This window comes from Kushneria aurantia DSM 21353, from assembly GCF_000382245.1.
Lineage (GTDB): Bacteria > Pseudomonadota > Gammaproteobacteria > Pseudomonadales > Halomonadaceae > Kushneria > Kushneria aurantia.
Map to the genome: position 1 here is coordinate 1 of NZ_KB907877.1, position 26,029 is coordinate 26,029.

Here is a 26,029-nt window from a genome sequence, read left to right on the forward strand (position 1 = left end):
CCTCGTTCATGGGGGCCGTCTCCAGGACGATCTGGAACTTCTCCTGGCTGGTCCACTGATCGGGCTGGTTGGATCGTGATGGCAAAACCTGTCCTCGTGCTCTGGCCTGTTTCCGCCAATTGTAGAGGGTTGTCGCGGTGATGCCTTCCTGCTCGGCCAGTTCCGGGATGGTCATGCTCATGGGCGGCGCCATCTTCCGGAGGATGGCTTCCTTACGCTCTGCGGGATAACGCACGTTGATCACCTCTCAATCCGCTTGGGTGACAACTACGCTGACGCATAGGGAAGGTGGCGACTATCAAAAGGTGGTGACTTTCAGCGCAGTGCCCCGTCCGCTCAAAAGTTGTAGACCACCGAGCCCGTGGTGGTGCGGTCGGTGTTGACGTCCGCCTTTCGGGGAGGGTTGGAATTGCTGCGCAGGTCGTGGGAGAGGCGCAGTGACAGGCTCGAGTTGATCGATACCGACAGCGCCGTATAGGAGCGCACGATGACATTGCGGCGAGCGGCCTCGATGGAGAACTGCTGAATGAAGCTGGCGGTGTCGGTAAAGTCTATTTGGTAGTCGGAGGCCAGATAGGTCAGCTCCAGATGTTCGCTGCCGCTCTCCTCGAAGTCGTCGAAGCGATAGCCCAGTCCGCCTTCCAGCGACAGGTCATGCAGGCTGGTATCAAAAATCTGCCGCCCGTAACCGAGGATGGTGGTGAACTGGTTGTCGTAGCCCGAAAAGCGCTCCTTTTCATAGCGGGCAAAGCCGAACAGATAGTTGGGCGAGTCGCTCAGTGAGTAGCGCTCGCGCTGTGCCACCAGATATTGCTCGGCGGTGGTGCGGTCGCTGTCGCTGACGTTCTTGATCTCCGCCCGCGTGGTATGGGTCCAGGCGTCGTCAAACCAGGTGATGCGCCCCTTGCCCAGCAGCGTCTCGGTGTTGGTATTGCCCGACAGCGCCGTGTAGCCCAGCTCGATGGCGCCCGAGAAGGGCACGGCATCGTCACTACCGGCCGGTGGAGCGTAGAAGAGGTTGTCATCGCCATGAGCATGGAATGCAATGCTCAGCGCCGCGACGGCAAGACACAGACGCGATGCAGTGTGGTGGCGGCTGTCTCGGATTCTGGGTCGCATTGTCATCGTGAGTGGATATGGCTGCCTCGCGCCGGGGCGCGAGGCAGGAGCCGAGGTTTAAAAGATGGCGTCATAGCTGCCGGTACCTTCGGAACCGCTCTGCGACTCCAGCTCGGGGCGCACCGAGCGTTCCTGATATGGCGGCAGGTTGTCGGCGCGGAAGATCTCGCTGATGCCGCCGCTCTGGTCGTCGCGTAGGCGCTTGCCGGTATCCGGATCGATGCGCGCCTGTACGATATCGGCGGGAGCCGGCGGTGTGCTTTCGGGGGTCCCCTCCAGCGCCTGGCTCATATAGTCGATCCAGATCGGCAGTGCCGCCTGGGAGCCGTACTCGGCGATCGACTCATTGCTGTCCTTGCCCACCCAGACACTGGTTACAAGGCTCGAATTGAAGCCGGAGAACCAGGCATCGCGCTGATCGTTGGTGGTGCCGGTCTTGCCGGCGATATCGCTGCGGTTCATCGACAGCGCCGCACGCCCGGTGCCGCGCTCGATGACATCGCGCATCATGCTGCGCAGGATGTAGACCGAATCGGGTGAGGCCACGCGCTCGGCGATCGGATAAGTACGGTCGTCGATGGTGACGGTCGAGGCCATCGGGTCGCAGTCACGACAGGCCGCCGGCGGGTTGGTCTCGTTGAGCAGGTTGGTGTCGTCATCACCTTTGGTGACGCGGCTGATGAACCAGGGCTGAACCCTGAAGCCGCCGTTGGCGATCTCGGCATAGCCGCGAGCGATCTCCAGCGGGGTCAGCTCGGCGGTCCCCAGACCCAGCGACAGGCCGTGCGGCAGCCGGTCGCGGGCAAAGCCCATGCGAACCAGAAAGTCGATGGCGTCGTCCAGCCCTATCGCCTGCAGGGCTCGAATGGTGACCAGGTTGAGTGAGCGGTAGAGGCCCACCCGCAAGCGGGTGGGGCCGCCAAAGCTGCGCTCGGCGTTCTCCGGGCGCCAGTCTTCCTGATTGCCGATACCGGCCTGTACGATGGGGGCGTCGTTGATGATGGTGGCGGCGGTCATGCCGTCTTCGAGTGCCGCCAGATAGATGAAGGGCTTGAAATTGGAGCCGGGCTGGCGGCGTGCCTGGGTGACGCGGTTGAACTTGCTGTCGGCAAAACTGAAACCGCCCTGCAGCGCTTTCACCGCACCGGTGTCGGGGTCGATCGACACCAGCGCGCCGGCAGCGTCCGGTACCTGTCCCAGGCGCCAGCCGTCGCCGTTCTGACGCGGCATGATACGCACCAGGTCGCCGCGGCTGGCGATATCGGCAGCACTGCTCGGCGCCGCGCCGCGACTGCGCGGACTGCGGTAAGGGGCCGCCCATTCGAGGCCCGGCCACCCGATGGTGATCACTTCGTCGTTATCGCTCAGTACCTGCATGGTGCGCCCGTCGGTGCCGATCACGATGGCGGGCTGCAGCGGCCCCAACTGCGGTGTGGCGTCCAGGGTGCGCTGCCAGTTGCTGACGTCGCCCTCCACGCCGGGCACCGTGGTCCGGCTGCGGGCGGCCGCTTCGCGTGCCGTCGACTCTACCTCGGGAGACTCCGACAGCTCCTCTTCGAGACCGGTACGGTCGGTCTGCGCCTGCGCCTCGGAAAGGCTCGGCGGAATATCGCTCTCTTCCGGACCGCGCCAGCCGTGGCGGGTATCGTAGGCGATCAGGCCGTTGACCAGCGCCTGCTGCGCCTCCTGCTGCAGGCGGCTGTCGATGGTAGTGGTGATGCGGTAGTTGCCGGTATAGGCCTCATCGCCGAAGCGCTCGACGGCATACTGGCGCGCCATCTCGGCGACCCAGGGGGCCTGCAGCTCGTTGTCTCTGCGGTGGCGGTTGGTCTCTATCGGTGCCTGGGTGGCGCTGTCGTAGGCCTGCTGATCGATGAAACCGAGCTGATGCATGCGCAGCAGCACCCAGTTACGGCGAATCAGCGCACGCTGCGGGTTGCTGATCGGATTGAGGCTGGAGGGGGCCTTGGGCAGCCCGGCCAGAGTGGCGACCTCGGGCAGACTCAGCTCGTCCAGCGGCTTGTCGAAGTAGGTTTCCGCAGCGGCACCTGCGCCATAGGCGCCCTGACCGAGAAATATCTTGTTGACGTAGAGCTCGAGGATCTGCTGCTTGGAGAGAATCTGCTCCATCTGCAGCGCCAGCAGAATTTCGCGGATCTTGCGGGTGAAGGTCTGGTCCAGGGTCAGCAGATAGTTACGCGCCACCTGCATGGTGATGGTACTGCCGCCGGAGCGGATCCGGCCGCTGGAAACCAGTTCGATAGCGGCTCGCAGCAGAGCGCGGGGGTCGACGCCGGGGTGCTGATAAAAGCCGGCATCCTCGGCGGCCAGCAGGGCGTTGATGAAATCCTGCGGAATTTCATCCCCCTCGACCAGCTGGCGGCGCTGAGTACCGAACTCTCCCATCAGTCGGCCATCGGCGCTGTAGACGCGCAGCGGCATCTCCAGCTCGTAGTTCTGTAGCTGGTGAACGTCCGGCAGGCTGGGGGCGAAATAAAGTGCTGCACCGGCAACGGAGAGCAGGGCGCCGGCGGTCAGGGCGACCAGCAGGCAGACAACATGAAAGACCAGGCGCTTGATGAACGTCATGTAAAACCTGTTGCTTGGAAGGCGTGGCCGGTGTGCTCGTGTCCCCGGCATGGTAGCGCTGACACTCTGAATCGGCGTCGTGTGAACCTGAAGCCGCACATTATATGTAGCCCCGGGCCGGGCGACCAGTGATGAACCGTAAACGTACCGATCGATCGTGATGTTACGGCCGCAAATGCCGGGTCAGGCGCGGTAGGCGTTCGCTTTTTGTTGCTTTGCCGAAGTGCCTCGCACGCTATAAAGAGACCTGATTCAAGCGGCCGATGTACACGGCCGATACGTCAGTTCTGTTCTGTTATCGCTGGAGATTGCCACAGTGCTCGGCTTGCGACGCTCCGTAAATGGCCTGATCGGTGTGGACATCACTTCCGCGACCGTCAAGCTGCTGGAACTCGAGCATCATGGCGATCGCATGCGCGTCGAATCGTGGGCGGTTCGGCCGCTGGCCGACAACGCCGTGGTGGAGCGCCGCATTCGCGATATGGGCCAGGTGGTCATGGCGCTGTCGCGCGCCGTCGACCACGCCCGTCCACGCTCGCGCCGGGCGGTCGTGGCGGTGCCTACCGGCTCGGTCATCACCAAGCTGCTGAGTATGCCGCGTGCCTTCGACGACGACGAAATTGCCGAGCGTATCGCTGCCGAATCCGACAAGCATATCCCTTTTCCGTTCAACGAGGTGGCGCTCGATTTTCAGAAACTGGGCGTCAACGCCCGCTACAGCGACCAGCAGGATATCCTGCTGGTCGCCTGCCGGCTGCAGGACGTGCAGCTGTTGACCGACGCGCTGGAACAGGTCGGGCTGGAGCCGGCGGCGGTGGATGTCGAGTCCTTCGCCATGGAGCGCGTCAGTCGCCACCTGCGCGCGCAGTGGGCGCGTGACAGCGATAACGCCACGGCGCTGCTCGACATTGGCGCCAATATGACCGCCTTCCACGTTATTCATCGCGGCCGCATCGTTCACTCCCGCGACAACGTGCTGGGCGGGCGCCAGCTCACCGACGAGATTCGCCAGCAGTATCGCGTCACCTACGATGAGGCCGGCCGCGCCAAGAAGGTCGGCGACCTGCCCGAATACGAGCAGCGCGTGCTGTCGCCGTTCCGTGAAACCCTGGTGCAGCAGGCCATGCGCCTGCTGCAGCTCTACCACACGACGGCCGGTGCCCATGACATCGACCGCCTGGTGCTGGCCGGCGGCACCAGCATGATCGACGGTCTGGCCGAACGGCTGGGGGAAGAGAGCCGGCTCGAGGTGGTGCACGCCAACCCCTTCAGCAGCATGCAGGTCGGTACCCGTATCGATCGTGACTCGCTGGGCCGCGACGCCCCGGCGATGATGACCGCCTGTGGTCTGGCGATGAGGTCGCCGACATGAGCGAGCTCGGATTGTCGCATCAGAGCGTGGGCATCGAGATCAATCTGCTGCCCTGGCGTGAAAAGGCCCGCGAGCGGCGTACCCGTCAGCTCTACGGCTGGATGCTGGGCTGCGCGCTGCTGGGCGTGGCGGTGGGGTTTGCCGGTCAGCAGTGGCAGCAGTGGCGGCTCGAGCGCGTCAACGCCGAAGTGGCGCTGGTCGAGGGGCGGATCGCGGCGCTGGAGCGCGATATCGCTCAGGTGCAGACGCTGGATCAGCAGCGCCAGCAGATGCAGGAGCGTATCCGGCTGATCAGCGAGCTGCAGTTCTCGCGGCCGCAGGTCGTGGCGCTTTTTCAGGCTCTCAACGACAGCCTCGTCGACGGCGTGGTCTACGACCGTGTCGAGCGTCACGATGGCCGTCTTGATATCAGTGGCACGGCGACCACCAACCGCCGGGTGTCGGATCAAATGCGCGCGCTGGCCGCTGCCGAGGTGTTCGGTGATCCGCTGCTGATGGACGTCTCGGCCGCCGAGCAGGGCGCGCGTCGACGCTTCAATCTGCAGGTACCGGAGCGCCGCCTGCAGGGTGCGGCGCCGCTCGAGGCCGATGGCACCGGAGGCGGCGCATGAGGGGGGGCGACTGGCGGCTCGAGTGGCAGCGCCTGCGGCGTGTACGCCCGGGCGAGATCACCCTCGAGGAGGGCGGCAGCTGGCCGCTATTGCTGCGCATTCTGGTCTGCACGCTGATCGCCCTGATCTTCGCCGTGGGGGCGCTGTGGTTTTTCGCCCTGCCGCGTGCCGATCAGGTCGAGCAGGCCGACGCGCGGGTCGAGGAGCTGATGTCGCAGTACGCCACACGCTCCTTTCAGGCGGCCAACCTGCCGCTGCTCGAGGAGCGCATGGCGACCCTCGAAGCGCGCATGGCGGAGCTTGTCGACATGCTGCCCACCGATACCGAGATGGCAGCGCTGCTGGACGACATCAGCGAAGCGGCGCGTCGCCAGCAGCTCGATATCGACTATCTGCGACTGGGCACGCCGCAGCCACAGCCCTTCTACGTCATTCAGCCCTTCGATATCCAGGTGCGCGGCGGCTATCACCAGCTCGCCGAGTTCGTGGCCAGGGTGGCGGCGCTGCCGCGCATCGTGACGCTGCACGACATGACGCTGGTGCCCGCCGATGGCGACGGCCTGGTGCTGACCATCGCCGCCGAGACCTATCGCTACGAGCCTGAAAGCGGCAGCGACGACGAGGGGGGTGCATGAACATCAGGGGGCCGGTCGTCGCTGCAGCGCTGCTGGTGCTGGCGGGCTGCGGCGACGATGGGCAACGTGATCTGACGGCGCGGCTCGATGAGATGCGCAGCCGCCCGGAAGGCCATATCGAACCACTGCCCGAGCGTCCCGAGTATCAGCCGTTGCGCTATCGCGCCGGCGACGAGCGCAGCCCCTTCGAACAGGGCGCGATAGCTGCCGCGCCGACGCTGTCGCAGGCCGATGCCGAGCCCGCCGACAGCGGGCCGCGGCCCGACCCGCAGCGCACCAGGGAGCCGCTGGAGCGCTTTGCCCTGGAAGCGCTGCAATTGACCGGCACTCTGACCGTTAACGGCCGCACCATGGCGCTGATTCGTACCCCGGAGGGCGAGCTGGTGAGGCTCTATCGCGGTGACTACCTGGGGCAGAACAACGGACGTGTGGTGGCTATCGACCGCAGCGGTATCGATATCGTCGAGCTGCAGCCCGGGGGTGACGGCTACAGCGAGGTGTCGCGCCGGATGACCATGAGCGGCACCGGCAGTGACAGCGGCCGCAACGATATCGGTTATAACAATCGGTCATAGCAATCGGTCATAACAACAGGAGCGACATGAGATGAGCCTGCCGAAGCCGATGCGAGTGGCGCGCTGCGGCCTGATACTGCTGCTGACGGTGCTTTTGATGGCGCTGTCGTTGGCGGCCGGGGCACGTTCGCTGACCGATATCGCGGTCAGCGAAGGGAGTCGTGGCGCCATGGTACAGCTGACCTTCGACACGCCGGTCAGCGAGCCGCAGGCGGTGGCGCTGACGGCACCGCCGCGGCTGGTGCTCGACTTTCCCGCCGCCGACAGCCAGCTGATGACTGCCCCGGGAGCGCTGGCGGGCGCCGGTATCGCCTCCATCGACGTAGCCGACAGCGGTGACCGTCTGCGTGTCACCCTGGCTCTGGCGCGGCCCATGGGGTGGCAGATCGATGCCGACGGCCGGGTGATTCGGTTGGCGCTTGATGGTGGTGCACAGGCCGCCACCGCCATGGCGGCGGAGGGCTTTTTCGACAGCGTGGCTACCGGCGCCGCGGGCGCCATGTCGGCCGATAACGGATCATCGGCGCGCAGTCGCTCTGCCGGCGCTACCACGGTGAATAGTCGCGTCTCGCCGGTTTCAGGGGCCAGTAGCGGCGCGGGCAGCCTGGTGGAGGTCAACGATATCGATTTCCGCATTACCGGCGATGGCAGCGGTGAGCTGTTGGTCGGTCTCGGTCGTGACGGTATTTCGCCGCAGCTTGATGTCGACAGCGGCCGTGCCACCCTGCGCCTGGCCAATGTTCGCCTGCCGCCGCAGTGGCGCCGCATTCTGGACGTCAGCGACTTCGCCACGCCGCTGTCGCGGGTCATACCCGAGCAGCAGGGCAGTGACACCCTGATGACGCTCGTCTTCGCACCCGGTGCGGTGCTCTCCGCCACCCAGCGCGGCCGTCAGGTGGCGGTCGAGGTATCGCCCGCCGGCTCCGATCAGGCGCGCGAGCAGCGCGAGCAGTTTCCTTTCGGCGGTCAGCGCGTGTCGCTCAACTTCCAGCGCATCGATGTGCGCGGCGCGCTGTCGATTCTGGCCGAGGAGGTAGGGCTCAACCTGGTGGTCAGCGACGCGGTCGGCGGCAACGTCACCCTCAACCTGCAGGACGTGCCCTGGGACCAGGCGCTGGAGCTGATTCTGCAGAGCAGCGGGCTGGCCAGCCGGCGCAGTGGCAACGTATTGATGGTGGCACCCGGTGACGAACTGGCGGCCATGGCGCAGCGCCGCGCCGAGGCCGAACAGGGCGTTGCCAACAACGAGACGCTGACCACCGACTATCTGCGCATGCGCTACGCCCGTGCCGCCGACCTGGCGACCCTGCTGCGCGGCGAAAACGGCCTTGGTCTGCTCTCCGAGCGGGGCCATATCTCGGTCGACGAGCGCACCAATACCCTGGTGGTACAGGACACCCGGGCGCGCATCGAGGCGATCCGCCGCACCATCGATCAGCTCGATATTCCGGTGCGCCAGGTGCAGATCGAGGCGCGCATCGTCATCGCCCGCGAGCGGGCGGCCAGCGAGCTGGGCGTACGCTGGGGCGCGACCTCGACCAATCAGGTGGATACCGGCTCGCGTAGCGTCAACGACAATGCCAGTGGCAGGGGGCGCGCCTTCGGCGGTCTGGCGGTGGATTACGGTGACGGCGAAGCGGCCAATACCACCTTCGGCATCGGTTATCTTTCCAGCGACGTGCTGCTCAACCTGACCCTCAACGCGCTGGAGTCGGAGGGCGACAGCCAGACCATCTCCCAGCCGCGGGTGATTACCGCCAACCAGCGCCCGGCGCTGATCGAGCAGGGCCAGGAGATTCCCTACCAGGAGGGCAGCGACGACGCCCTGACCGGCACCTCGGTAGAGTTCAAGGAGGCGCTGCTGTCGCTGCAGGTTACCCCGCAGATTACGCCCGACAATCGCATCATCATGGATCTGGTGATCCAGAACGACGACGTCTCCAGCACCCAGTACAACGGCGTGCCGGCGATCGACACCAATCGCATCGAGACCCAGGTGCTGGTCAACAACGGCGAAACCGTGGTGTTGGGCGGCATTCTCTCCAGCGAGCAGGTCAATAACCTGTCGAAAACACCGCTACTGGGTGACCTGCCCGGCATTGGTCGACTCTTTCGCTATACCGAGCGAAGCAATGAAAAGGTAGAATTGCTGGTATTCATCACCCCGAGAATCCTTGAGGATACACTCACGGTGCGCTAATGCAGGCTCTACCCAATCTGTTTCTGATCGGTCCCATGGGCACCGGCAAAAGTACCATCGGCCGCTATCTGGCGGCCGAATTGCAGCGCGATTTCTTCGACAGCGATCATGTGATCGAGCACCGCTGCGGCTGCGATATTCCCTGGATCTTCGATGTCGAAGGCGAGTCCGGCTTTCGCCTGCGCGAGGCGCAGGTGATCGACGAACTGAGTCAGCGCGCGGGCATCGTGCTGGCCACCGGCGGCGGCGCCGTGACCCATCCGGTCAGTCGGCGACTGCTGCACGAGCGCGGCATCGTGGTCTATCTTTCGACCACCGTGGAGCAGCAGCTCAGACGCACCGCCCGCGATCGTAACCGGCCCCTGCTGCAGTGTGACAATCCCGAAAAGCGTCTGCGCGAGCTGCAGGAAGTGCGCGATCCGCTCTACCGTGAAACCGCCACCTTCATTGTCAGCACCGATCGCCGCGGCCCGCGCTCGGTGGCCGCCGAAATACGCCGCCGGGCCCGTCGCTTCGGCATCGAGATACCGGCGCAGGCCTCCGGCTGAGCCGCGATCGCGTTTCCGTTCGCCGGCACGTCGGGGGTCGGCAGTACCTCCGTTTTCCCTCTCTGTTCATGGACACTGCTATGCAGACGCTTCAGGTAGCCCTTCCCCAGCGCCACTATCCCATCCATATCGGTCCCGGAGTGATGGATGACGCCTCGCTGCTGGCGCCCCATATTGCCGGTCGCCAGGTGATGATCGTGACCAACGACGCGGTGGCCGCCTGGTATCTCGAACGTTTGAAGGCGACGCTGGCCGGCTACGAGTTGGCCGAAGTAGTGCTGCCCGACGGCGAGGCGGCCAAGACCCTCGACCATGTCGAGCTGATCTGGGACGCGCTGCTGGCCGCCGGCTTCAACCGCCGCGCCACGCTGATCGCCCTTGGTGGCGGGGTGGTGGGCGACATGACCGGCTTTGCCGCGGCCTGCTACCAGCGCGGCGTGGGGTTCATTCAGATCCCCACGACCCTGCTGGCCCAGGTGGACGCCTCGGTGGGCGGCAAGACCGGCGTCAATCATCCACGCGGCAAGAACATGATCGGCGCCTTCCACCAGCCGCGGGCGGTGATCGTCGATACCGACACGCTGGCGACACTGCCTGCTCGTGAGCTCTCCGCCGGTCTTGCCGAGGTGATCAAGTACGGCCTGATCCACGATATCGCCTTTCTCGACTGGCTCGAGGTCAATATGGCGGCACTGCGGCGGCTGGAAACCGGGCCGCTGAGCGAGGCGATCCGGCGCAGCTGCGAGATCAAGGCCGACATCGTGGTCGAGGACGAGACCGAACAGGGCATTCGTGCTCACCTCAACCTGGGGCACACCTTCGGCCACGCCATCGAGACCGCCATGGGTTACGGCAGCTGGCTGCACGGCGAGGCGGTGGGGGCCGGCATGGTGATGGCGGCGGGGCTGTCGCAGCGGCTGGGGTGGATCGACGAGGCCTCATTCGAACGGGTCGAACGCGTTGTCGAGGCGGCGGGCCTGCCGCGTCATATGCCGTCGGCGATCAACGCCGACCGCTTTCTGTCACTGATGCATCTGGACAAGAAGGTGTTCGATGCCCGCCTGCGGCTGATACTGCTCAAGCCGTTGGGGCAGGCCTGCATTACCGACGAGGTGGGCGAGTCGGCGGTGCGTGAGCTGCTGGAGGGTTGGCCCAGGCGCTGATCTGGCTGATGATCAAAAACGGCATGGGTTATGCACGATCGGCATGGGTGTGTGTGCTGCTGTTAAATTGCGCGCTGACACCGCGCATGCTGATGACGTGACAATAACGTTTTGATAATAGATTACTTTTTCACCGGAGAGGGGGCGCTGCGACGATTTCAAGGGGCTTTCTTGTGCCCTGCGTAAGGCGTGGCGTTTGCGGTAGCGCCACGGTGTCGATATGCTCGGTGTCTCTCTTATTCCCGCCTCGCGCGCTCACAAGGCGCCTATGCAATAAAAATAACCGGGTAAGGTAACCTGCTTTTTAGTCAGTTTCAACTCTGTGACCCTAACGATGTTTCGCTGTTTTCAGCGGATTATGGAGAGGCGTGTCCATGACAAGAGGTCTCCATCGGCCCGACGAGTTTCGTGACAACTGCGGCTTTGGCCTGATCGCTCATATGGAAGGCGAGGCGAGCCATCATCTGCTCGAAACCGCGATCGAATCCCTGACCTGTATGACTCACCGCGGCGGCATCAACGCCGACGGCAGGACCGGTGACGGCTGTGGCCTGCTGTTGGGCATGCCGCAGGCCTTCATGCGCGCCATCGCGCGTGAATCGCTGGATGCCGAGCTTAACGACAACTTCGCCGTGGGTGTCGTGTTCTTCCCCGACGACGATGAGCGCGAAGCTCATGCCAAAAACGTTGTCGAGGAAGAGCTCGCCACGCGCCATCTGCACTGTCACGGCTGGCGCGATGTGCCGGTCGATATCGAGGTGTGCGGCCCGCTGGCGCGCGACTGCATGCCGCGCATTCGCCAGCTTTTCGTCTCCCCGGCCGAGGGCCGCGAGGGCGATCTCGACTTCAACGTCGATCTATTCATGGCGCGCCGCTACGCCGAGCAGAAGCTCAAGCGCGAGTCGGAGTTCTACGTCTGCTCGCTGTCGTCGAAGGTGGTCTCCTACAAGGGGCTGATGATGCCGGCGGACCTGCCGACCTTCTATCACGACCTCGGCGATACGCGCATGGAAACCGCTATCTGCGTTTTCCATCAGCGTTTTTCGACCAATACCGCGCCGCGCTGGCCGCTCGCCCAGCCGTTTCGCTTTCTGGCCCACAATGGTGAAATCAACACCATCGAGGCCAACCGTAGCTGGGCCAACTCGCGCAAGGAGAACTTTGCCACCGAGCAGCTCAAGGGTATCGAGGGGCTCGACGAGCTGGTCAATACCGAGGGCTCTGACTCTTCCAGCATGGACAACATGCTGGAGCTTCTGCTCACCGGCGGCATGGAGCTCTATCGCGCGGTGCGCCTGATGGTGCCGCCGGCGTGGCAGAACGTCGAGACCATGGACGCCGAGCTGCGCGGTTTCTACGAGTTCAATTCGATGCACATGGAGGCGTGGGACGGTCCCGCCGGCATCGTGCTGACCGACGGCCGCCACGCCGTCTGCATGCTCGACCGCAACGGCCTGCGCCCGGCGCGCTGGGTGATCACCGACAACGGCTATATCACCCTCTCCTCCGAGATCGGCGTGTGGCGCTACCGCCCCGAGTCGGTGGTGGCCAAGGGGCGCGTGGGACCGGGGCAGATCCTGTCGGTGGATACTCACACCGGCGAGGTGCTGCACACCGCCGACGTTGACGACCGCCTCAAGCGGGCCTGGCCCTACAAGCGCTGGTTGAAGGAGAACGCCCACTATCTGGAGTCGGCGCTGACCGAACTGGCGGTGTTCCAGCCGATCGATGAAAAGCAGCTGCTGGCGATGGAGAAGATGTTCCTCGTCACCAATGAGGAGCGCGACCAGGTGCTGCGGCCGCTGGCCGATACCGGCCAGGAAGCGGTCGGTTCGATGGGCGATGACACGCCGATGGCGGTGCTGTCACGCCAGCCGCGGCTGCTGAGCGATTTTTTCCGTCAGAAGTTTGCCCAGGTGACCAATCCGCCCATCGATCCGCTGCGCGAGGCGATCGTGATGTCGCTGGAGACCTGCCTGGGCGCCGAGCGTAGCGTCTTCAACCCCACGCCCGAGCACGCTCACCGGCTGATTCTGACCACGCCGGTGCTGTCGCCGCGCAAGTTTACCGCGCTCACCGAGCACGACGATCCGGCCTTTGCCAGCTGCCGCCTGCCGATGCTTTACAGCAGTGAAGAGAAGGGGCTCAAGCAGGCGCTGCAGAATCTGTGCCGCGACGCCGAGGCGCACGCGCGCAGCGGCTGCGTGGTGCTGGTGCTGTCCGACAACGGTATTGAAAAGGGGCAGCTGCCGATCCATCCGGCGCTGGCCGTGGGGGCGGTGCATCAGCATCTCGGCGCGCTGGCGCTGCGTCCCAGGGTCAATATCGTGGTGGAGACCGGCTTTGCCCGTGACGCCCACCAGATGGCGGTGCTGTTCGGCGTTGGCGCCACCGCGGTCTATCCCTGGCTGGCCTATCAGACCATGGCGGACATGTATCGCAGCGGCGAGCTGAGCGGCAACCCTGCCGACGGCCGCGAGAACTACCGCCGCGGGCTGCAGAAGGGGCTTTTCAAGATTCTCTCCAAGATGGGCATTTCGCACATCGCCTCCTATCGCGGCTCCCGGCAGTTCGAAGCGGTAGGGCTGGCCGCCGAGATCATGGAACTCTGCTTTCGCGGCATGACCTCGCGTATCGAGGGCACCGGTTTTGCCGAGCTGCAGCTACAGCAGGAGATGCTGGCGCGCGATGCCTGGCAGCAGCGCAAGCCGATCCGCCAGGGCGGTATCTACCGCTATGTCCACGGCCACGAGTATCACGCCTACAACCCGGATGTGGTGAAGAAACTCCAGGAGGCGGTGCAGGAGGGCAGTTACGAGAAGTGGAAGGGCTTCGCGGCGCTGGTCAACGAGCGCCCGGTGGCCACCATTCGCGATCTTCTCGGGCTCAGGTCCGGCTCTGAACCGGTGGCGCTTGAAGAGGTCGAGCCGGTCGAGAATCTGCTGCCGCGCTTTGACAGCGCCGGTATGTCGCTGGGTGCGCTGTCGCCGGAGGCGCACGAGTCGCTGGCCCAGGCGATGAACGAGACCGGCGGTCGCTCCAACTCCGGTGAGGGCGGCGAGGACCCGGCGCGCTACGGCACCATCCGCTCGTCGAAGATCAAGCAGGTCGCCTCCGGGCGCTTCGGCGTGACGCCGGCCTACCTGGTCAACGCCGAGGTGATGCAGATCAAGGTGGCTCAGGGCGCCAAGCCCGGCGAGGGCGGTCAGCTGCCCGGCGGCAAGGTCAACGAACTGATCGCCCGGCTGCGCTATGCGGTGCCCGGCGTCACCCTGATCTCGCCGCCACCGCACCACGACATCTACTCCATCGAGGACCTGGCGCAGCTGATCTTCGATCTCAAGCAGGTCAATCCCGAGGGTCAGGTGTCGGTCAAACTGGTCTCCGAGCCCGGCATCGGCACTATCGCCACCGGGGTGGCCAAGGCCTACGCCGATCTGATTACCGTTTCCGGCTACGACGGCGGCACCGCGGCCAGCCCGCTCACCTCGATCAAGCACGCCGGCTCCCCCTGGGAGCTGGGGCTGCCCGAGGTGCACCAGGCGCTGCGCATCAACGGCATGCGCGGGCGCATTCGGCTGCAGACCGACGGCGGCCTGAAAACCGGTCTCGACGTGGTCAAGGCGGCCATTCTGGGCGCCGAGAGTTTCGGTTTCGGCACCGCGCCGATGGTGGCGCTGGGCTGCAAGTATCTGCGCATCTGCCATCTCAACAACTGCGCCACCGGCGTTGCTACCCAGCACAAGGGGCTGCGCGAGGAGCACTTCCGCGGCACCGTGGACATGGTGAAAAACTATTTCCGCTTCATCGCCGAGGAGGTGCGCGAGCTGATGGCGATGCTGGGGGTGCGCCAGCTCACCGATCTGATCGGCCGGGTCGATCTTCTGGAGAAGATCGAGGGCCAGACCGCCTCGCAGCGCCGGCTCGAGTTCGTATCGCTTCTGCACAACGATTACGTTCCCGAAGATGCCGATCAGTTCTGCAAGGTGGAGCGCAACGTGCCCCACGACGCCGGCAACAAGAATCGCGAGATCATCGAGGCGACCCGCGAGGCGCTGGAGCATAAAAGCGGCGGTGAGTTTCATTTCACCACCACCAATTGCGACCGCTCGATCGGCGCTACGCTCTCCGGTGCCATTGCCAAACGTTACGGCGAGGCGGGGCTGGAGGATGCCCCCATCACGCTGCGCTTGAACGGCGTGGCGGGGCAGAGCTTCGGGGTGTGGAACGCCCGCGGGCTCAATATGTACCTCGAGGGCGATGCCAACGACTACGTCGGCAAGGGCATGAACGGTGGCCGGCTGATCATCACGCCGCCGCGGGGCAGCCGCTTCGAGAGCCAGCACACGGCGATCATCGGCAACACCTGCCTGTACGGCGCCACCGGCGGCACGCTCTACGCCGCCGGGACCGCCGGCGAGCGCTTCGGGGTGCGCAACTCGGGCGCCTTCGCGGTGATCGAGGGGGCCGGCGATCACTGCTGCGAGTACATGACCGGCGGGGTGGTCACCGTGCTGGGGCGCACCGGGCTCAACTTCGGCGCCGGCATGACCGGCGGTTTCGCCTTCGTGCTCGATCGCGACCGCGACTTTGTCGATAACTACAACCACGAGCTGGTCGAGATTCAGCGCGTCAACACCGAGTACACCGAGGCCTATCGGCGCTATCTGCGTGAGGTGTTGCAGGACTACGTCAACGAGACCGGTTCTGCCTGGGGCGCCGAGATCCTCGATGATTTCGCCGAGTTCGTGCGTTATTTCTGGCTGGTCAAGCCCAAGGCGGCCAGCCTCGGTGGCCTTCTGGCCCAGTCACGGCGTCAGGCCGAGTAAACGTGTATTCAAGACGTGCGTGTCCCGAGCGCTCTGTGCAGATTAAAACAAGGGTCTTCCATGAATGGCGGACTGAAAGGTTTCATGGCGCCCTTGCGGAAATCTGCATTGGGCAGAGGGGCGACACATTGCCAGGCCGAAGCGTGCTCTGGAGGAGATAATCATGGCAGAACAGCTCTCCAACGATTTTCAGTTTATCGACGTTGGCCGTCGCGACCCGGACAAGAAGGAGGCGCACCTGCGCGTGCAGGAGTTCGCCGAGATCTACGAGGAGTATCGGCCGCGCGACGCCGCCAGCCAGGCACACCGCTGCCTGCACTGCGGCAACCCGTACTGCGAGTGGAAGTGCCCGGTACACAACTACATCCCCAACTGGCTCAAGCTGGTCAGCGAGGGCAACATCCTGGAGGCCGCCGAGCTTTCCCACCGCACCAACTCGCTGCCCGAGGTGTGCGGCCGGGTCTGTCCGCAGGATCGCCTCTGCGAGGGGGACTGCACCCTCAATGACGGCTTCGGGGCGGTGACCATCGGCTCGATCGAGAAGTACATCACCGATACCGCCTTCGCCATGGGTTGGCGCCCCGATATGGCGGGCGTGGAGTGGACCGACAAGCGCGTGGCGGTGATCGGCGCCGGCCCCGCCGGGCTGGCCTGCGCCGACGTGCTGGTGCGCAACGGCGTCAGGCCGGTGGTCTATGACCGCTATCCGGAGATCGGCGGGCTGCTGACCTTCGGCATTCCCGAGTTCAAGCTCGAAAAGAACGTCATGCAGCGCCGCCGCAAGGTGCTCGAAGAGATGGGCGTCGAGTTTCGCCTCGGCGTCAATGTTGGTCGCGACGTGAAAATCGAGGAGCTGCTCGACAACCATGACGCCGTCTTCATGGGGATGGGCACCTACAAGTACATGGAGGGCGGCTTCCCCGGCGAACAGCTCGAAGGCGTGCACAAGGCGCTGGATTACCTGGTGGCCAACGTCAACCATAACCTCGGCTATAGCGCCTGCGACGATGACTTTGTCTCGCTGAAGGGCAAGCGCGTGGTGGTGTTGGGCGGTGGCGATACCGCCATGGACTGCAACCGCACCGCCCTGCGCCAGGGGGCCCGCGAGGTGACCTGCGCCTACCGCCGCGATGAGGCCAATATGCCCGGTTCGCGCCGCGAGGTGAAAAACGCGCGCGAGGAGGGCGTAGAGTTCATCTTCAACCGCCAGCCGATTGCCCTCATCGGCGAGGAGAAAGTCGAAGGGGTCAAGTTCGTGCGCACCCGCATGGGCGAGCCGGATGACAACGGTCGCCAGCGCGCCGAGGTGGTGCCGGATTCCGAAGAGATCATCGACTGCGACGCGGTGGTGGTGGCCTTTGGGTTTCAGCCCCACGAGGTCGACTGGTACAGCGACCATCGGGTCGAGATCGACGCGCGCGGTCGTGTCGTGGCGCCCGAAAAGGGCGACTTACAGGCGCGGCGTTTCGCCTTCCAGACCGGTAACGAGAAGATATTTGCCGGCGGCGACATGGTGCGCGGCTCCGATCTGGTGGTCACCGCGGTGTGGGAAGGGCGCCAGGCGGCCGAGGGAATTCTCGACTACCTGGAGGTTTAGCAGCCTGTCGGACCTGACGCTGAGCGGCTGCAAATCCCGGACTCTGCCGCTTTCGCTCCAGGCAAGAGCGCCGGCCTACGGGTCGGCGTTTTTGTTGCACGACTGCCGCCGATCAAGGGTATGAACAGGGCGGTTGAATCATTAGAGTGGCGCCTTCGCAAAATCCGCCATCTCATCGACAACACAAGGGAACGACATGATCCGACTGGAGCGCAACATTCTCGACCAGGCCAACAATGACCTGCGCGAGCTGGAAGAGCAGGTGCTGGAGGGCAACAACGCCGACCGTGACCGGGCGGTAGCGGCCTATCATCAGCTGAAGGCCATGTTCACCCTGGCCGGGCTGCCCGACAGCGGCATGTCGGATGAGTGTGTCGGCATGCTGGAGGAGATCGAGCGGCGCGCCGGCATGATGACTCAGAGGCTGGGTTTGCTGTAGCGCCGCCGACTGTCTGTTGGCTTCGAGGAGGGTCGCCAGCCCCCGTACGATAAAAGAATCGCGTTGAGTCAATGTCGACAGGAGGCGGCATGAGTGCAAGACACTATCTGGTGCGTTTTTTAATGGAAGCGCTGACCACTCTGGGTATTGCGGTCATCGCTGCTGCTCTGGTTTCGGCACTGATTACCCGTGAAGGTGAGACGCTACTGAGGTGGCTGGCAGCCAGTCTGGGGGTTATTGTAGTGCTATTGAGTATTTTTCTACGTAGTCGCCTCAGGGCCAGGGGAGGATCGGAATGAGTAACCTTCTTTTTGTTCTTGTGCTGCTCGGCATTATGTTGGCCGGATGTGGTTATGGCGCCTGGTACCTCTACCGCACCGGAGGCAACGACAGGGGCTGATGACATTCGGAGCGGAATGATTTGTGATCGCCTTCGGCTGTATCGGCGCCCGTGTGGGCGCCGATGTCGTTGGCGGCAAGCCCCGTCGTTACACCACCTCGATCCGCCCGATCAGCGTCTCGGCGCTCTGCGGCGCGTCATCCGCCAGTACAGCGCGGGCGTCGTCGAGTTTCTCCGCCTCGACGTTATAGAGCAGTACGCCCTTTACCCGCTCGCCTTCGAGGTAGTAGTAGATGGCGCGCTCGGGGCCGTTCGGCGCGTCCTCGATGACCGCCATGGTGCTGTCCAGCGTGCCCACCGCGCGCCATTTCATATCGAAAATCATCGAGTAGAAGAAGGGCGTATGGGCGTACTGCTCGTCCGAGCCGGCCATGATGCGCCCCACGGCTGCGCCCATCCGGTTGGCGTTGTCGACGTGCTCGGCGCGATTGCTGCCCAGCAGCGGGTCGGGGTAGCGGGCCACGTCGCCGGCGGCGAAGATGTTGGCATCCGAGGTGGTCAGCCGTTCGTTGACGACAATGCCGTCATCGACCTCTATGCCGGCCTCGGCGACGAAATCCACCGCCGGTTCGACACCCAGCCCCAGCACCGCGGCGTCGGCCTCGATAGTACTGCCGTCGTCGAGCTCGACAGTGACGCTGCCGTTCTCCTCGCGACCGCCGGTCACCTTGCGCCCGCCCAGCAGCATCACGCCGTTGTCGACGAAGCGCTGATGGAAGCGGCTCGCCAGCGCCGGTTCGAACATGGCGCTGCCCAGCACCTCTTCGGTGTGCACTAGAGTGACCCGGCAGTCGTTTTGTACCAGCGCGGCGGCCATCTCGGTGCCGATGTAGCTGCCGCCTACCACAACGATATGACGGCCCTCGCCGGCAATTTTCTTGATCGCGTCGAAGTCGCTGACGTTGCGGTAATAGCGCACCCGCTCGCTCTCCGGCAGTTCCAGCCGGATGGGTGCGCAGCCGGTAGCCAGCAGCAGTTTACCGTAGCCCCAGTGCTGGCCGTCCTGGGTAGTGACCTGGCCCTTGTCGCGGTCGATGGCGGTCACCCGGCTGTCGGTGTGCAGGGTCGTGCCATCGTCTTCTTCCGGCGTCATCCAGATTTTGTCGTAGGTGAAGTCGGGGTCTGTCCACAGTAGTTTGGACAGCGCCGGCCGCGTCACCGGGCCATTGGGCTCCTCGGTGAGAATGCCGATGGTGCCCTGTTCATCCCGCTCGCGGATGCCCTTGACGGCGTTGGCGGCGACCATGCCGCCGCCCACGATCAGATAGTCATAGCTGCGCATAACGTCTCCCTGTCTGCGGCCTGGCTGATGGTGTTACGCCGCAGCCGAAAAAGCGCCTCTCGGCGCTGCGCCGGCCGCGAACGATATATAAAAAGCGTAGCCCAGCCGGACGCCGCTGTCCGTAGCACCGGCGGATAGTGTTCGGTTCGTACGCTATATGCCCTTCGCGCGTTAGCGCGTTCGGGTTAGGCTAGGGCTTTGATGCTGCGGCGAGAGCCTTCCATGTCTGAACCCGAGCGCGGCGACAAGCCGCTGGCCATGACCCGCGAGGTGCTCGAGGCCGATCTGATTCGCGATCATTTTCGTCAAAATCATCCCGAAGAACCGCTGCTCTCCAATGAGGACTTCGAAAACTCGATTCGTTCGCTGCTCGATCATCGGCCGGCGGGCTCGGAGAGAATCGACGGCGTCTATCTGTTCGCCTACGGCTCGCTGGTGTGGAACCCCTGTATCGAGGTGGCGGAACGCAGGCGGGTTGTGCTGGAGGGGTATCACCGCGATTTCTGTCTCGACCTCGAGCAGGGGCGCGGCACTCCCGAGTGTCCGGGTTTGATGCTGGCGCTGGTGCCGGGCGGCGACAGCGAAGGCGTGGCGCTGCGGGTCGCCGAGGACGATCTGGCCAGCGAACTGCTGCTGGTGTGGCGTCGCGAGATGATTACCGGCGCCTATGTGCCGCACTGGGTCACGCTGGATACCGATGAGGGAGCACTGCCCGGTATCGCCTTTATTGCCAACCCGGCGCACCCTCGCTATCAGCCGGGGTTGGATGACGCCACCATCGTGGCGCGGCTGGCGGTTGCCAGCGGCGTACTGGGCAGCTGCCTCGAGTATCTCGATAATACCGTCGAGGGGTTGCGGGATCTGGGTATCGGGGACCACTACCTGGCGCGTATACAGCGGGCCGTTCACGCTCGCCACCGTGCGCAGCAGCGCTCGCGCTGACGCTCGCAGGGCGATCAACAGGATATGGCAACAGGGTATGGTGATAATGAAAAAACCGCAGACGCTCTACTTCCAGGACGATGGCCGTACCCCCAACAGCCGGTTTCCGGTGCTGCTCTACCGCGGTTTCGAGGCCAGCACGCCGGAGGCGCTCGCCGACCACTTCGAGGCGCTCTATAAGCAAAACGGCTGGCCGGCCCAGTGGCGTGGTGGGGTGTTCGACTACCATCACTATCACAGCCGCTCGCATGAGGTACTGGGCATCTACCGTGGCGCGGCGACGCTGCGCCTGGGCGGCGAAAACGGCGAGAATATCGAAGTGGGCGCCGGCGATGTCATCGTGCTGCCGGCGGGCACCGGCCACTGCCGCATCAGTGCCGGCAACGATTTCGCGCTCACCGCCGGCTATCCGTCCGATCAGCAGGACTGGGACCTCTGTGTCAGCGGCGAAACGCCCATCGAAGCGGCCCGCGAGCGTATCGCCGCCGTCGGCCTGCCGAAGTGCGATCCGGTGGCGGGTGAGCGCGGCGGTGTCGTCAGCGACTGGCGTTGAGCCGGGTCATCTTGATGGAGAAGCGCGCATGAGCGAAGCGAGTCAGCAGCACGCCGCGGTGCTCGGCCGGCAGGTCGTGGCCGCGCTTGGTGACTTTGGCGATTTGAAGCAGCTGGTACTGTTCGGTTCGCTGGCTACCGGAAGGGGCGAGGCGGAGAGCGATATCGACCTGGCTGTGGATGTCGGCGCGCCGCTCTCCCCCGCCTGCCGCATCGCCATGATTGAAGCCCTGGCAGCGGCGCTGGGACGAACGGTCGACCTGATCGATCTGCGCAGCGCCGGTCAGCCGCTGCTCAGTCGGATCGTGACGACCGGTATACGTCTCAAGGGCAGCGATACTGACTGGGCCGCAGTGATTTACCCTAACATCATCGACAACGAGGATTTCGTGCCGCTGCAGCGCAGAATTCTTGTCGCCAGGCAGAAAGCATGGATCAGGCACTGATCAATCAGAAGCTGGAGTCCCTGAGACGCTGTGTCATGCGCCTCGGGGACCGCTGTCCCGCCAGGGTTTGCCATTCCTGCTGCTTGTGACCACGCTTCAAGGATAGCCGTTCGGCGGTCGATAAAGACTCCCGAGCGGCGCCTGCCAAGAGGGCAGGGTCAGAAAACGGCGGAGAAGCGAGAATGGCAGCGTGACCAGACGTGACGCGACAAAAGAAGAAGAGCAGGGCAGCAGCGCCATCGTCTTCGAGGGTGTCAGCAAGCGCTATCCGGACGGCACGGTGGCGGTCGAGCACCTCGATCTGACGCTGCCGGCCGGTGAGCTGACGGTGCTGGTCGGCCCCTCCGGCTGCGGCAAGACCACGACACTGCGCATGATCAACCGGCTGGAAAACCCCAGCGAAGGGCGGTTGATGATCGGCGAGCAGGACGTGATGCGCATCGACGCCACCCGCCTGCGCCGTCGTATCGGCTATGTTATGCAACACTCCGGGCTCTTTCCTCACCATACTATCGCCGACAACATCGCCACCGTGCCGCGGCTGCTGGGCTGGAACAAAAAGCGCCGACGCGAGCGCGTCGATGAGCTGATCGAGCTGGTGGGGCTGGAACCGAGCCTTGCCTCGCGCTATCCCCATCAGCTCTCCGGTGGTCAGCAGCAGCGAGTGGGGTTGGCGCGCGCGCTGGCCGCCGATCCGCCCATTTTGTTGATGGACGAGCCCTTCGCGGCGGTCGATCCCATCGTGCGGCATCGCCTGCAGCAGGAGTTTCTCGACCTGCAGCGGCGGGTGCAGAAAACCATTGTGATGGTCACCCATGATATCGACGAGGCGATGAAGCTGGGTGATCGGGTGGCGATCTTCGAACCCGGTGGTGCTGTCGCCCAGTTCGATACACCTTCGCGGCTTTTGGCCGCACCGGCCAGCGATTTCGTCATCGATTTTATCGGCGCCGACCGCGAGCTGCGGCGACTGGCGCTAAAGCGTCTCGACAGTCTGACGCTGGACAGTGGCCTGACGGCGCCCTTCGACGAGGTGGTATCGCGCGCCCGAAGCTATCTGCAGCAGGCCGGCAGCGGCGGTATCGTGGTGCTGGATAGTGACCATGCGCCGCTGGGCTGGCTGGGCTGGGAACAGCTCAAGCGCGCCGGCGATGCCACCCGCCTTGACGCCCTGGATCTGCAGCCCTGGCGCCACCGGCTTTATCTGCACGACAATCTGCGTACTGCGCTCAATGCCCTGATCAGCGCACCCGGCGAGGTGGTACCGGTGGTCAACGACGAGGGGCACTACGTCGGCGTGATCGACCGCCTGCAGTTGACGAGACAGCTGGTATGAACTGGCGCTGGATCGCTTCCAATCTCGATACCATTCGCGATGCGCTGATCCAGCATGTCCAGCTCACCGGGCTGGCGCTGCTGTTCGGCTTTCTGATCGCCTTCCCGCTGGCGCTGCTGGCGATCCGCTGGCCACGCCTTTATACCCCCTCGCTGGCGCTCACCGGCGTGCTGTTCACCGTGCCGTCACTGGCGCTGTTCATTCTGCTGATGCCTTTCACGGGTTTGTCGATGGCCACTTCGCTGATCGGCCTGACGATCTACACCCTGCTGATTCTGTTTCGCAACATCGTTCAGGGGCTGCGCGGGGTAGCGCCCGACGTGCGTGAGGCGGCGCGAGCGCTGGGCTATTCGCGGGCGCGGCAGCTGTTTGGGGTGGAACTGCCGATCGCGCTGCCGGTGATCGTCGCCGGCATCCGCATCGCCGCGGTGACCATCATTGGCATGGTGACGGTCACTGCCCTGATCGGTCAGGGTGGCCTGGGGCGGCTTTTCATTACCGGTTTCACGCTGGATTTCACGACGCCGCTGGTGGTCGGTTTCGTGCTCTCGGTGGCGCTGGCCGTGGCGGTCGACCTGCTGCTGGTGGCGCTGCTTTACTGGCTGACTCCCTGGCAGCGAGGCGTGCGCGGATGAACGATGCCTTCAGCGAACTGCTTGCCGGCGTTATCCGCTGGTTTGGCGACCCGGCACACTGGAGCGGCGCCGGCAGCATACCGGCGCATACACTCAAGCACGTCTTTTATATGCTGATCTCGACGGTGATCGGTGCCCTGATTGCCCTGCCGATCGGCATCGGCCTGGGTCACAGCGGGCGTGGCGGGCTGTTGGCGATCAACATCACCAATATCGGCCGCGCGGTGCCTTCATTCGGGGTGATCATCTTTGTCTTTCTACTGGTCGGCTACGGTCTGGTGCCGGTCATCGTGGCGCTGGTGGCGCTGGCGATACCGCCGATGGTGACCAACAGCTATGTGGGCATGCGCGAGGTCGACCCTGCGGTGCGTCAGGCCTCGAAGGCGCTGGGTATGACCGGCTGGCAGCGTCTCACCCGGGTGGAACTGCCGATTGCCATGCCGCTGATCATGGCCGGCGTGCGCACCTCGGCGGTGCAGGTGATGTCGACCGCTACTCTGGCGGCCTATGTGGGCCTGGGTGGGCTGGGACGCTATCTGATCGACGGCCTGCAGCTGCGTGACATGGCGCAGGTGCTGGTGGGGGCGATCCTGGTAGCGCTTCTGGCCATCGTGACCGAACTGCTGCTGGCGCTTTTGCAGCGGCTGGTGACGGCCCGCGGATTGCGCGGGCGCCAGGGAAGCGCTGAGTAAATCGCCGAACGAGATGAAGGGCAAGGCGCACGGAACGCAGAAGGCGAGACATAACATGGGGTTAGGCGAGCCTTCGACCGGGCTGGCGCACCAGCACCGCGCAACGTAGTCATTCGCTCGTGCAGGCATTTATGCAGTGGTTCCCTAGCGGCCATCCGATTCATGCGCCATGCTGATGGCATGACACAACGGGAGCCATGATATGAGCGGGATCACGACATTTTCGACGCGCCTGTGGAAGCCGGCGCTGGGGGTTCTGGCGCTGGTACTGCTGGCCGGCTGTTCGGGCGGAGATGACGAGCAGCAGGCGTCCAGTGACCAGCAAAGCGGCGAGCAGGCGCAGACCTTCACCATCGGTTCGACCAACTTCCCCGAGCAGCTGGTTCTGGCCCATATCTACGCCGATGTGCTGGAAGCCGACGGCGTTGACGTCAACACCCGGCTCAACCTTGGCTCCCGTGAAGTGGTGTTTCCTGCCCTGCTCAACGGCGAGATCGATATGCTGCCGGAGTATACCGGCGCGCTGATGGCCTATCTGGATGACAACAATGCCCACGCCGATGCCCGTACCGAGCAGCAGGTAACCAGCGCGCTGCGCGAGGTGATGCCGCAGGGCATTGTGGCCCTCGACCCCTCGCCGGCACAGGATCGCGACGTGCTGGTGGTGACCAGCGCTACCGCCTCGCAGTATGACCTTCAGACCTACTCCGACCTTGCGCCGGTCGCCGGCGAACTTACCATGGGCGGCCCGCCCGAGACCCGCGAGCGCGACACCGGGCTGCCGGGTCTGGAGCGGGTCTACGGTATTACCTTCGGCAACTTCCGCTCGCTGGATGCCGGCGGCCCGCTGACCCGTGGCGCGCTCTCCAATGGCGATATCGACGTGGCGCGGATGTTCTCCACCCAGGGGGCGATCGCCGAGAACGGCTGGGTCATTCTGCGGGATGACAAGAATCTGGTGCCGGCCCAGAACATCATTCCGGTAGCGCGTGAAGATGCCCTGACGCCGGAAATTCGCGATGTACTCAACCGCGTCTCGGCGGCGCTGACCACCGAGGACCTGCAGCAGCTCAACCGTCAGGTCGAGGTCGACAAGGCCGACCCCGCTGACGTGGCGCAGCAGTGGGTGGATGACAATATGAGTGCCGAGGAGAGTTAGAGTTGATGCCTCGCTGCCAGGAGAGAGAACGTAAAGCTGTCCCTTGATGAACGTCTGGTGAGGCCCTGTTGCCGTTGCCCGGCGTTCGACATGAGCATTGACAGCTATACGCTAATAGCGTACTTGTTTGACATATGACGGCGCCCATTACCTTCGATCCTGCGAAGAATCGTTTTAATCTCGATAAACATGGCGTTCCATTGTCCCTGGCGGCGGGTATCCTTGCCGCCAGATCCTGTACTTTCATGGATGAGCGGCGCGACTATGGTGAGGATCGGTTTGTCAGCTTCGGCTATCACGACAGTCGACTTTATGTCGTGATATGGACGCAGCGGGACGTGACGCGACGCATTATCAGCGTCCGAAAGGCCAACCAACGTGAGATTAAGCGATATGGCAGACATGAATGAGGCCGACGACTTCGAGGACGTCGACGACTGGACCCGGGAGGAGAGACTGAGACCGCTTGATGCTGCGGCCATGCTCAAGGTGGCGCGTGGCGACCTGCAACTGAGCCAACAGGCCATGGCGCAGCTGATGCAGGTATCGCTAAAGAGCCTCAGAAACTGGGAGCAGCGTCGCACCCAACCTGAAAAGGCGGCAAGAGTGCTGATTCAGATGCTCTACAAGCGCCCCCAACAGGCCCGTGAACTGCTCGAAGAGGTGGTGGCCTGACAGGCTCGATGCCAACAGTCTGACAGGTCTGCCTCTGGCCAAAAAGCTCGTCCTTCCTGCTTTCCGCACCATCCTGTACAGAAAAAAAACTCTGTTGCACCACGCGAACCAGAAAAAATTCCTGCCCCGCGCACTGATGTCAGCAAAAATATCGGCACCGGCTTTGCCACACTGGGTCTGGCATCAACCTGCCTCATCGAGGCCAATCTTACCGACCTCTTTTTGTAACAAGA

The 26,029-nt window shown here is 64.1% G+C and carries 24 protein-coding genes; 20 read left to right on the plus strand and 4 right to left on the minus strand.

Features of this window, described 5'->3' with window-relative positions; genetic code table 11:
- The 3 genes from H146_RS0111790 to H146_RS0111800 all read right to left on the minus strand — a co-directional run.
- Positions 1-181 (minus strand): transposase (locus H146_RS0111790; RefSeq protein ID WP_245558734.1); only part of this gene is annotated, 181 nt, incomplete at its 3' end.
- A gap of 155 nt (positions 182-336) precedes the next feature.
- On the minus strand, positions 337-1,119 hold the full coding sequence (locus tag H146_RS0111795) for a DUF481 domain-containing protein (RefSeq protein ID WP_083920854.1): 783 nt from the start codon (positions 1,117-1,119) through the stop codon (positions 337-339).
- Between the two features lie 57 nt (positions 1,120-1,176).
- Positions 1,177-3,708, minus strand: coding sequence for a penicillin-binding protein 1A (locus H146_RS0111800; RefSeq protein WP_019952080.1), 2,532 nt, complete (start codon positions 3,706-3,708; stop codon positions 1,177-1,179).
- Between the two features lie 316 nt (positions 3,709-4,024).
- Between H146_RS0111800 and pilM the strand changes: the two genes are divergently transcribed.
- From pilM to H146_RS0111860, 11 genes are all read left to right on the plus strand, one after another.
- Positions 4,025-5,080, plus strand: a complete 1,056-nt coding sequence (gene pilM / locus H146_RS0111805) for a type IV pilus assembly protein PilM (RefSeq protein ID WP_019952081.1) — start codon at positions 4,025-4,027, stop codon at positions 5,078-5,080.
- Positions 5,077-5,691 carry a PilN domain-containing protein gene (locus H146_RS19240; protein ID WP_019952082.1) on the plus strand — a complete coding sequence of 205 codons (615 nt, stop codon included), beginning with the start codon at positions 5,077-5,079 and terminating at the stop codon, positions 5,689-5,691. Before pilM ends, H146_RS19240 begins: the two co-directional genes overlap by 4 nt.
- Positions 5,688-6,326, plus strand: coding sequence for a type IV pilus inner membrane component PilO (locus H146_RS0111815; protein WP_019952083.1), 639 nt, complete (start codon positions 5,688-5,690; stop codon positions 6,324-6,326). Before H146_RS19240 ends, H146_RS0111815 begins: the two co-directional genes overlap by 4 nt.
- On the plus strand, positions 6,323-6,901 hold the full coding sequence (locus H146_RS19245) for a pilus assembly protein PilP (protein ID WP_019952084.1): 579 nt from the start codon (positions 6,323-6,325) through the stop codon (positions 6,899-6,901). Before H146_RS0111815 ends, H146_RS19245 begins: the two co-directional genes overlap by 4 nt.
- Positions 6,902-6,932: 31 nt before the next feature.
- Positions 6,933-9,101, plus strand: a complete 2,169-nt coding sequence (locus tag H146_RS0111825; RefSeq protein WP_019952085.1) for a type IV pilus secretin PilQ — start codon at positions 6,933-6,935, stop codon at positions 9,099-9,101.
- The gene (gene aroK, locus H146_RS0111830) at positions 9,101-9,649 is read left to right on the plus strand and encodes a shikimate kinase AroK (protein ID WP_019952086.1); all 549 of its coding nucleotides are present in this window, start codon (positions 9,101-9,103) and stop codon (positions 9,647-9,649) included. The genes H146_RS0111825 and aroK overlap by 1 nt, the downstream gene beginning before the upstream one ends.
- 80 nt (positions 9,650-9,729) lie before the next feature.
- Positions 9,730-10,812 carry a 3-dehydroquinate synthase gene (gene aroB / locus H146_RS0111835; RefSeq protein ID WP_019952087.1) on the plus strand — a complete coding sequence of 361 codons (1,083 nt, stop codon included), beginning with the start codon at positions 9,730-9,732 and terminating at the stop codon, positions 10,810-10,812.
- A 374-nt stretch (positions 10,813-11,186) separates the two neighbouring features.
- Positions 11,187-15,641 (plus strand): glutamate synthase large subunit, encoded by a 4,455-nt coding sequence (gene gltB, locus H146_RS0111845; protein ID WP_019952089.1) that lies wholly within the window; start codon positions 11,187-11,189, stop codon positions 15,639-15,641.
- A gap of 163 nt (positions 15,642-15,804) precedes the next feature.
- On the plus strand, positions 15,805-17,238 hold the full coding sequence (locus H146_RS0111850; protein ID WP_019952090.1) for an FAD-dependent oxidoreductase: 1,434 nt from the start codon (positions 15,805-15,807) through the stop codon (positions 17,236-17,238).
- Positions 17,239-17,434: 196 nt separating this feature from the next.
- Positions 17,435-17,677: a hypothetical protein gene (locus H146_RS0111855; protein ID WP_019952091.1), complete on the plus strand. Its 243-nt coding sequence runs from the start codon at positions 17,435-17,437 to the stop codon at positions 17,675-17,677.
- Between the two features lie 89 nt (positions 17,678-17,766).
- Entirely contained in the window at positions 17,767-17,976 is a 210-nt protein-coding gene (locus H146_RS0111860) for a hypothetical protein (protein WP_019952092.1), read from the plus strand.
- Positions 17,977-18,165: 189 nt separating this feature from the next.
- Here H146_RS0111860 and H146_RS0111870 read toward each other — a convergent pair whose 3' ends face one another.
- Positions 18,166-19,359, minus strand: coding sequence for an NAD(P)/FAD-dependent oxidoreductase (locus H146_RS0111870; protein ID WP_019952094.1), 1,194 nt, complete (start codon positions 19,357-19,359; stop codon positions 18,166-18,168).
- 222 nt (positions 19,360-19,581) lie between these two features.
- Here H146_RS0111870 and H146_RS19250 point away from each other — a divergent pair, with 222 nt between their 5' ends.
- The 9 genes from H146_RS19250 (at position 19,582) to H146_RS19255 (ending at position 25,796) form a co-directional block, all read left to right on the plus strand.
- Positions 19,582-20,301 (plus strand): gamma-glutamylcyclotransferase, encoded by a 720-nt coding sequence (locus tag H146_RS19250; RefSeq protein ID WP_019952095.1) that lies wholly within the window; start codon positions 19,582-19,584, stop codon positions 20,299-20,301.
- A 46-nt stretch (positions 20,302-20,347) separates the two neighbouring features.
- A complete protein-coding gene (locus tag H146_RS0111880; RefSeq protein WP_211213327.1) occupies positions 20,348-20,854 on the plus strand; it encodes a cupin domain-containing protein in 507 nt (168 codons plus the stop codon).
- Positions 20,855-20,882: 28 nt separating this feature from the next.
- Entirely contained in the window at positions 20,883-21,299 is a 417-nt protein-coding gene (gene mntA, locus H146_RS0111885; protein WP_019952097.1) for a type VII toxin-antitoxin system MntA family adenylyltransferase antitoxin, read from the plus strand.
- A 190-nt stretch (positions 21,300-21,489) separates the two neighbouring features.
- Complete coding sequence (locus H146_RS0111890) at positions 21,490-22,635, plus strand: ATP-binding cassette domain-containing protein (RefSeq protein ID WP_019952098.1); 1,146 nt, start codon at positions 21,490-21,492, stop codon at positions 22,633-22,635.
- Complete coding sequence (locus H146_RS0111895) at positions 22,632-23,270, plus strand: ABC transporter permease (RefSeq protein WP_019952099.1); 639 nt, start codon at positions 22,632-22,634, stop codon at positions 23,268-23,270. The genes H146_RS0111890 and H146_RS0111895 overlap by 4 nt, the downstream gene beginning before the upstream one ends.
- Entirely contained in the window at positions 23,267-23,962 is a 696-nt protein-coding gene (locus tag H146_RS0111900; RefSeq protein ID WP_019952100.1) for an ABC transporter permease, read from the plus strand. Before H146_RS0111895 ends, H146_RS0111900 begins: the two co-directional genes overlap by 4 nt.
- A gap of 202 nt (positions 23,963-24,164) precedes the next feature.
- Positions 24,165-25,121 carry an ABC transporter substrate-binding protein gene (locus H146_RS0111905; RefSeq protein ID WP_019952101.1) on the plus strand — a complete coding sequence of 319 codons (957 nt, stop codon included), beginning with the start codon at positions 24,165-24,167 and terminating at the stop codon, positions 25,119-25,121.
- Between the two features lie 134 nt (positions 25,122-25,255).
- Positions 25,256-25,531, plus strand: coding sequence for a BrnT family toxin (locus H146_RS22485; protein ID WP_083920856.1), 276 nt, complete (start codon positions 25,256-25,258; stop codon positions 25,529-25,531).
- Positions 25,515-25,796 (plus strand): helix-turn-helix domain-containing protein, encoded by a 282-nt coding sequence (locus H146_RS19255; protein ID WP_019952102.1) that lies wholly within the window; start codon positions 25,515-25,517, stop codon positions 25,794-25,796. Before H146_RS22485 ends, H146_RS19255 begins: the two co-directional genes overlap by 17 nt.
- Positions 25,797-26,029: the final 233 nt, after the last annotated feature.

What these genes read in the sequence shown, in the direction of transcription:
- H146_RS0111870 (WP_019952094.1), bottom strand. Translation starts at nt 19,359, where the DNA reads ATGCGCAGCTATGACTATCTGATCGTGGGCGGCGGCATGGTCGCCGCC.
- H146_RS19240 (WP_019952082.1), top strand. Translation starts at nt 5,077, where the DNA reads ATGAGCGAGCTCGGATTGTCGCATCAGAGCGTGGGCATCGAGATCAAT.
- H146_RS0111855 (WP_019952091.1), top strand. Translation starts at nt 17,435, where the DNA reads ATGATCCGACTGGAGCGCAACATTCTCGACCAGGCCAACAATGACCTG.
- H146_RS0111795 (WP_083920854.1), bottom strand. Translation starts at nt 1,119, where the DNA reads ATGCGACCCAGAATCCGAGACAGCCGCCACCACACTGCATCGCGTCTG.
- H146_RS0111850 (WP_019952090.1), top strand. Translation starts at nt 15,805, where the DNA reads ATGGCAGAACAGCTCTCCAACGATTTTCAGTTTATCGACGTTGGCCGT.
- H146_RS0111860 (WP_019952092.1), top strand. Translation starts at nt 17,767, where the DNA reads ATGAGTGCAAGACACTATCTGGTGCGTTTTTTAATGGAAGCGCTGACC.
- H146_RS0111800 (WP_019952080.1), bottom strand. Translation starts at nt 3,708, where the DNA reads ATGACGTTCATCAAGCGCCTGGTCTTTCATGTTGTCTGCCTGCTGGTC.
- gltB (WP_019952089.1), top strand. Translation starts at nt 11,187, where the DNA reads ATGACAAGAGGTCTCCATCGGCCCGACGAGTTTCGTGACAACTGCGGC.
- mntA (WP_019952097.1), top strand. Translation starts at nt 20,883, where the DNA reads ATGAGCGAAGCGAGTCAGCAGCACGCCGCGGTGCTCGGCCGGCAGGTC.
- H146_RS22485 (WP_083920856.1), top strand. Translation starts at nt 25,256, where the DNA reads ATGACGGCGCCCATTACCTTCGATCCTGCGAAGAATCGTTTTAATCTC.
- H146_RS0111895 (WP_019952099.1), top strand. Translation starts at nt 22,632, where the DNA reads ATGAACTGGCGCTGGATCGCTTCCAATCTCGATACCATTCGCGATGCG.
- H146_RS0111905 (WP_019952101.1), top strand. Translation starts at nt 24,165, where the DNA reads ATGAGCGGGATCACGACATTTTCGACGCGCCTGTGGAAGCCGGCGCTG.
- H146_RS0111900 (WP_019952100.1), top strand. Translation starts at nt 23,267, where the DNA reads ATGAACGATGCCTTCAGCGAACTGCTTGCCGGCGTTATCCGCTGGTTT.
- aroK (WP_019952086.1), top strand. Translation starts at nt 9,101, where the DNA reads ATGCAGGCTCTACCCAATCTGTTTCTGATCGGTCCCATGGGCACCGGC.
- H146_RS0111815 (WP_019952083.1), top strand. Translation starts at nt 5,688, where the DNA reads ATGAGGGGGGGCGACTGGCGGCTCGAGTGGCAGCGCCTGCGGCGTGTA.
- H146_RS19245 (WP_019952084.1), top strand. Translation starts at nt 6,323, where the DNA reads ATGAACATCAGGGGGCCGGTCGTCGCTGCAGCGCTGCTGGTGCTGGCG.
- H146_RS0111880 (WP_211213327.1), top strand. Translation starts at nt 20,348, where the DNA reads ATGAAAAAACCGCAGACGCTCTACTTCCAGGACGATGGCCGTACCCCC.
- aroB (WP_019952087.1), top strand. Translation starts at nt 9,730, where the DNA reads ATGCAGACGCTTCAGGTAGCCCTTCCCCAGCGCCACTATCCCATCCAT.
- H146_RS19255 (WP_019952102.1), top strand. Translation starts at nt 25,515, where the DNA reads ATGGCAGACATGAATGAGGCCGACGACTTCGAGGACGTCGACGACTGG.
- H146_RS0111825 (WP_019952085.1), top strand. Translation starts at nt 6,933, where the DNA reads ATGAGCCTGCCGAAGCCGATGCGAGTGGCGCGCTGCGGCCTGATACTG.
- H146_RS19250 (WP_019952095.1), top strand. Translation starts at nt 19,582, where the DNA reads ATGTCTGAACCCGAGCGCGGCGACAAGCCGCTGGCCATGACCCGCGAG.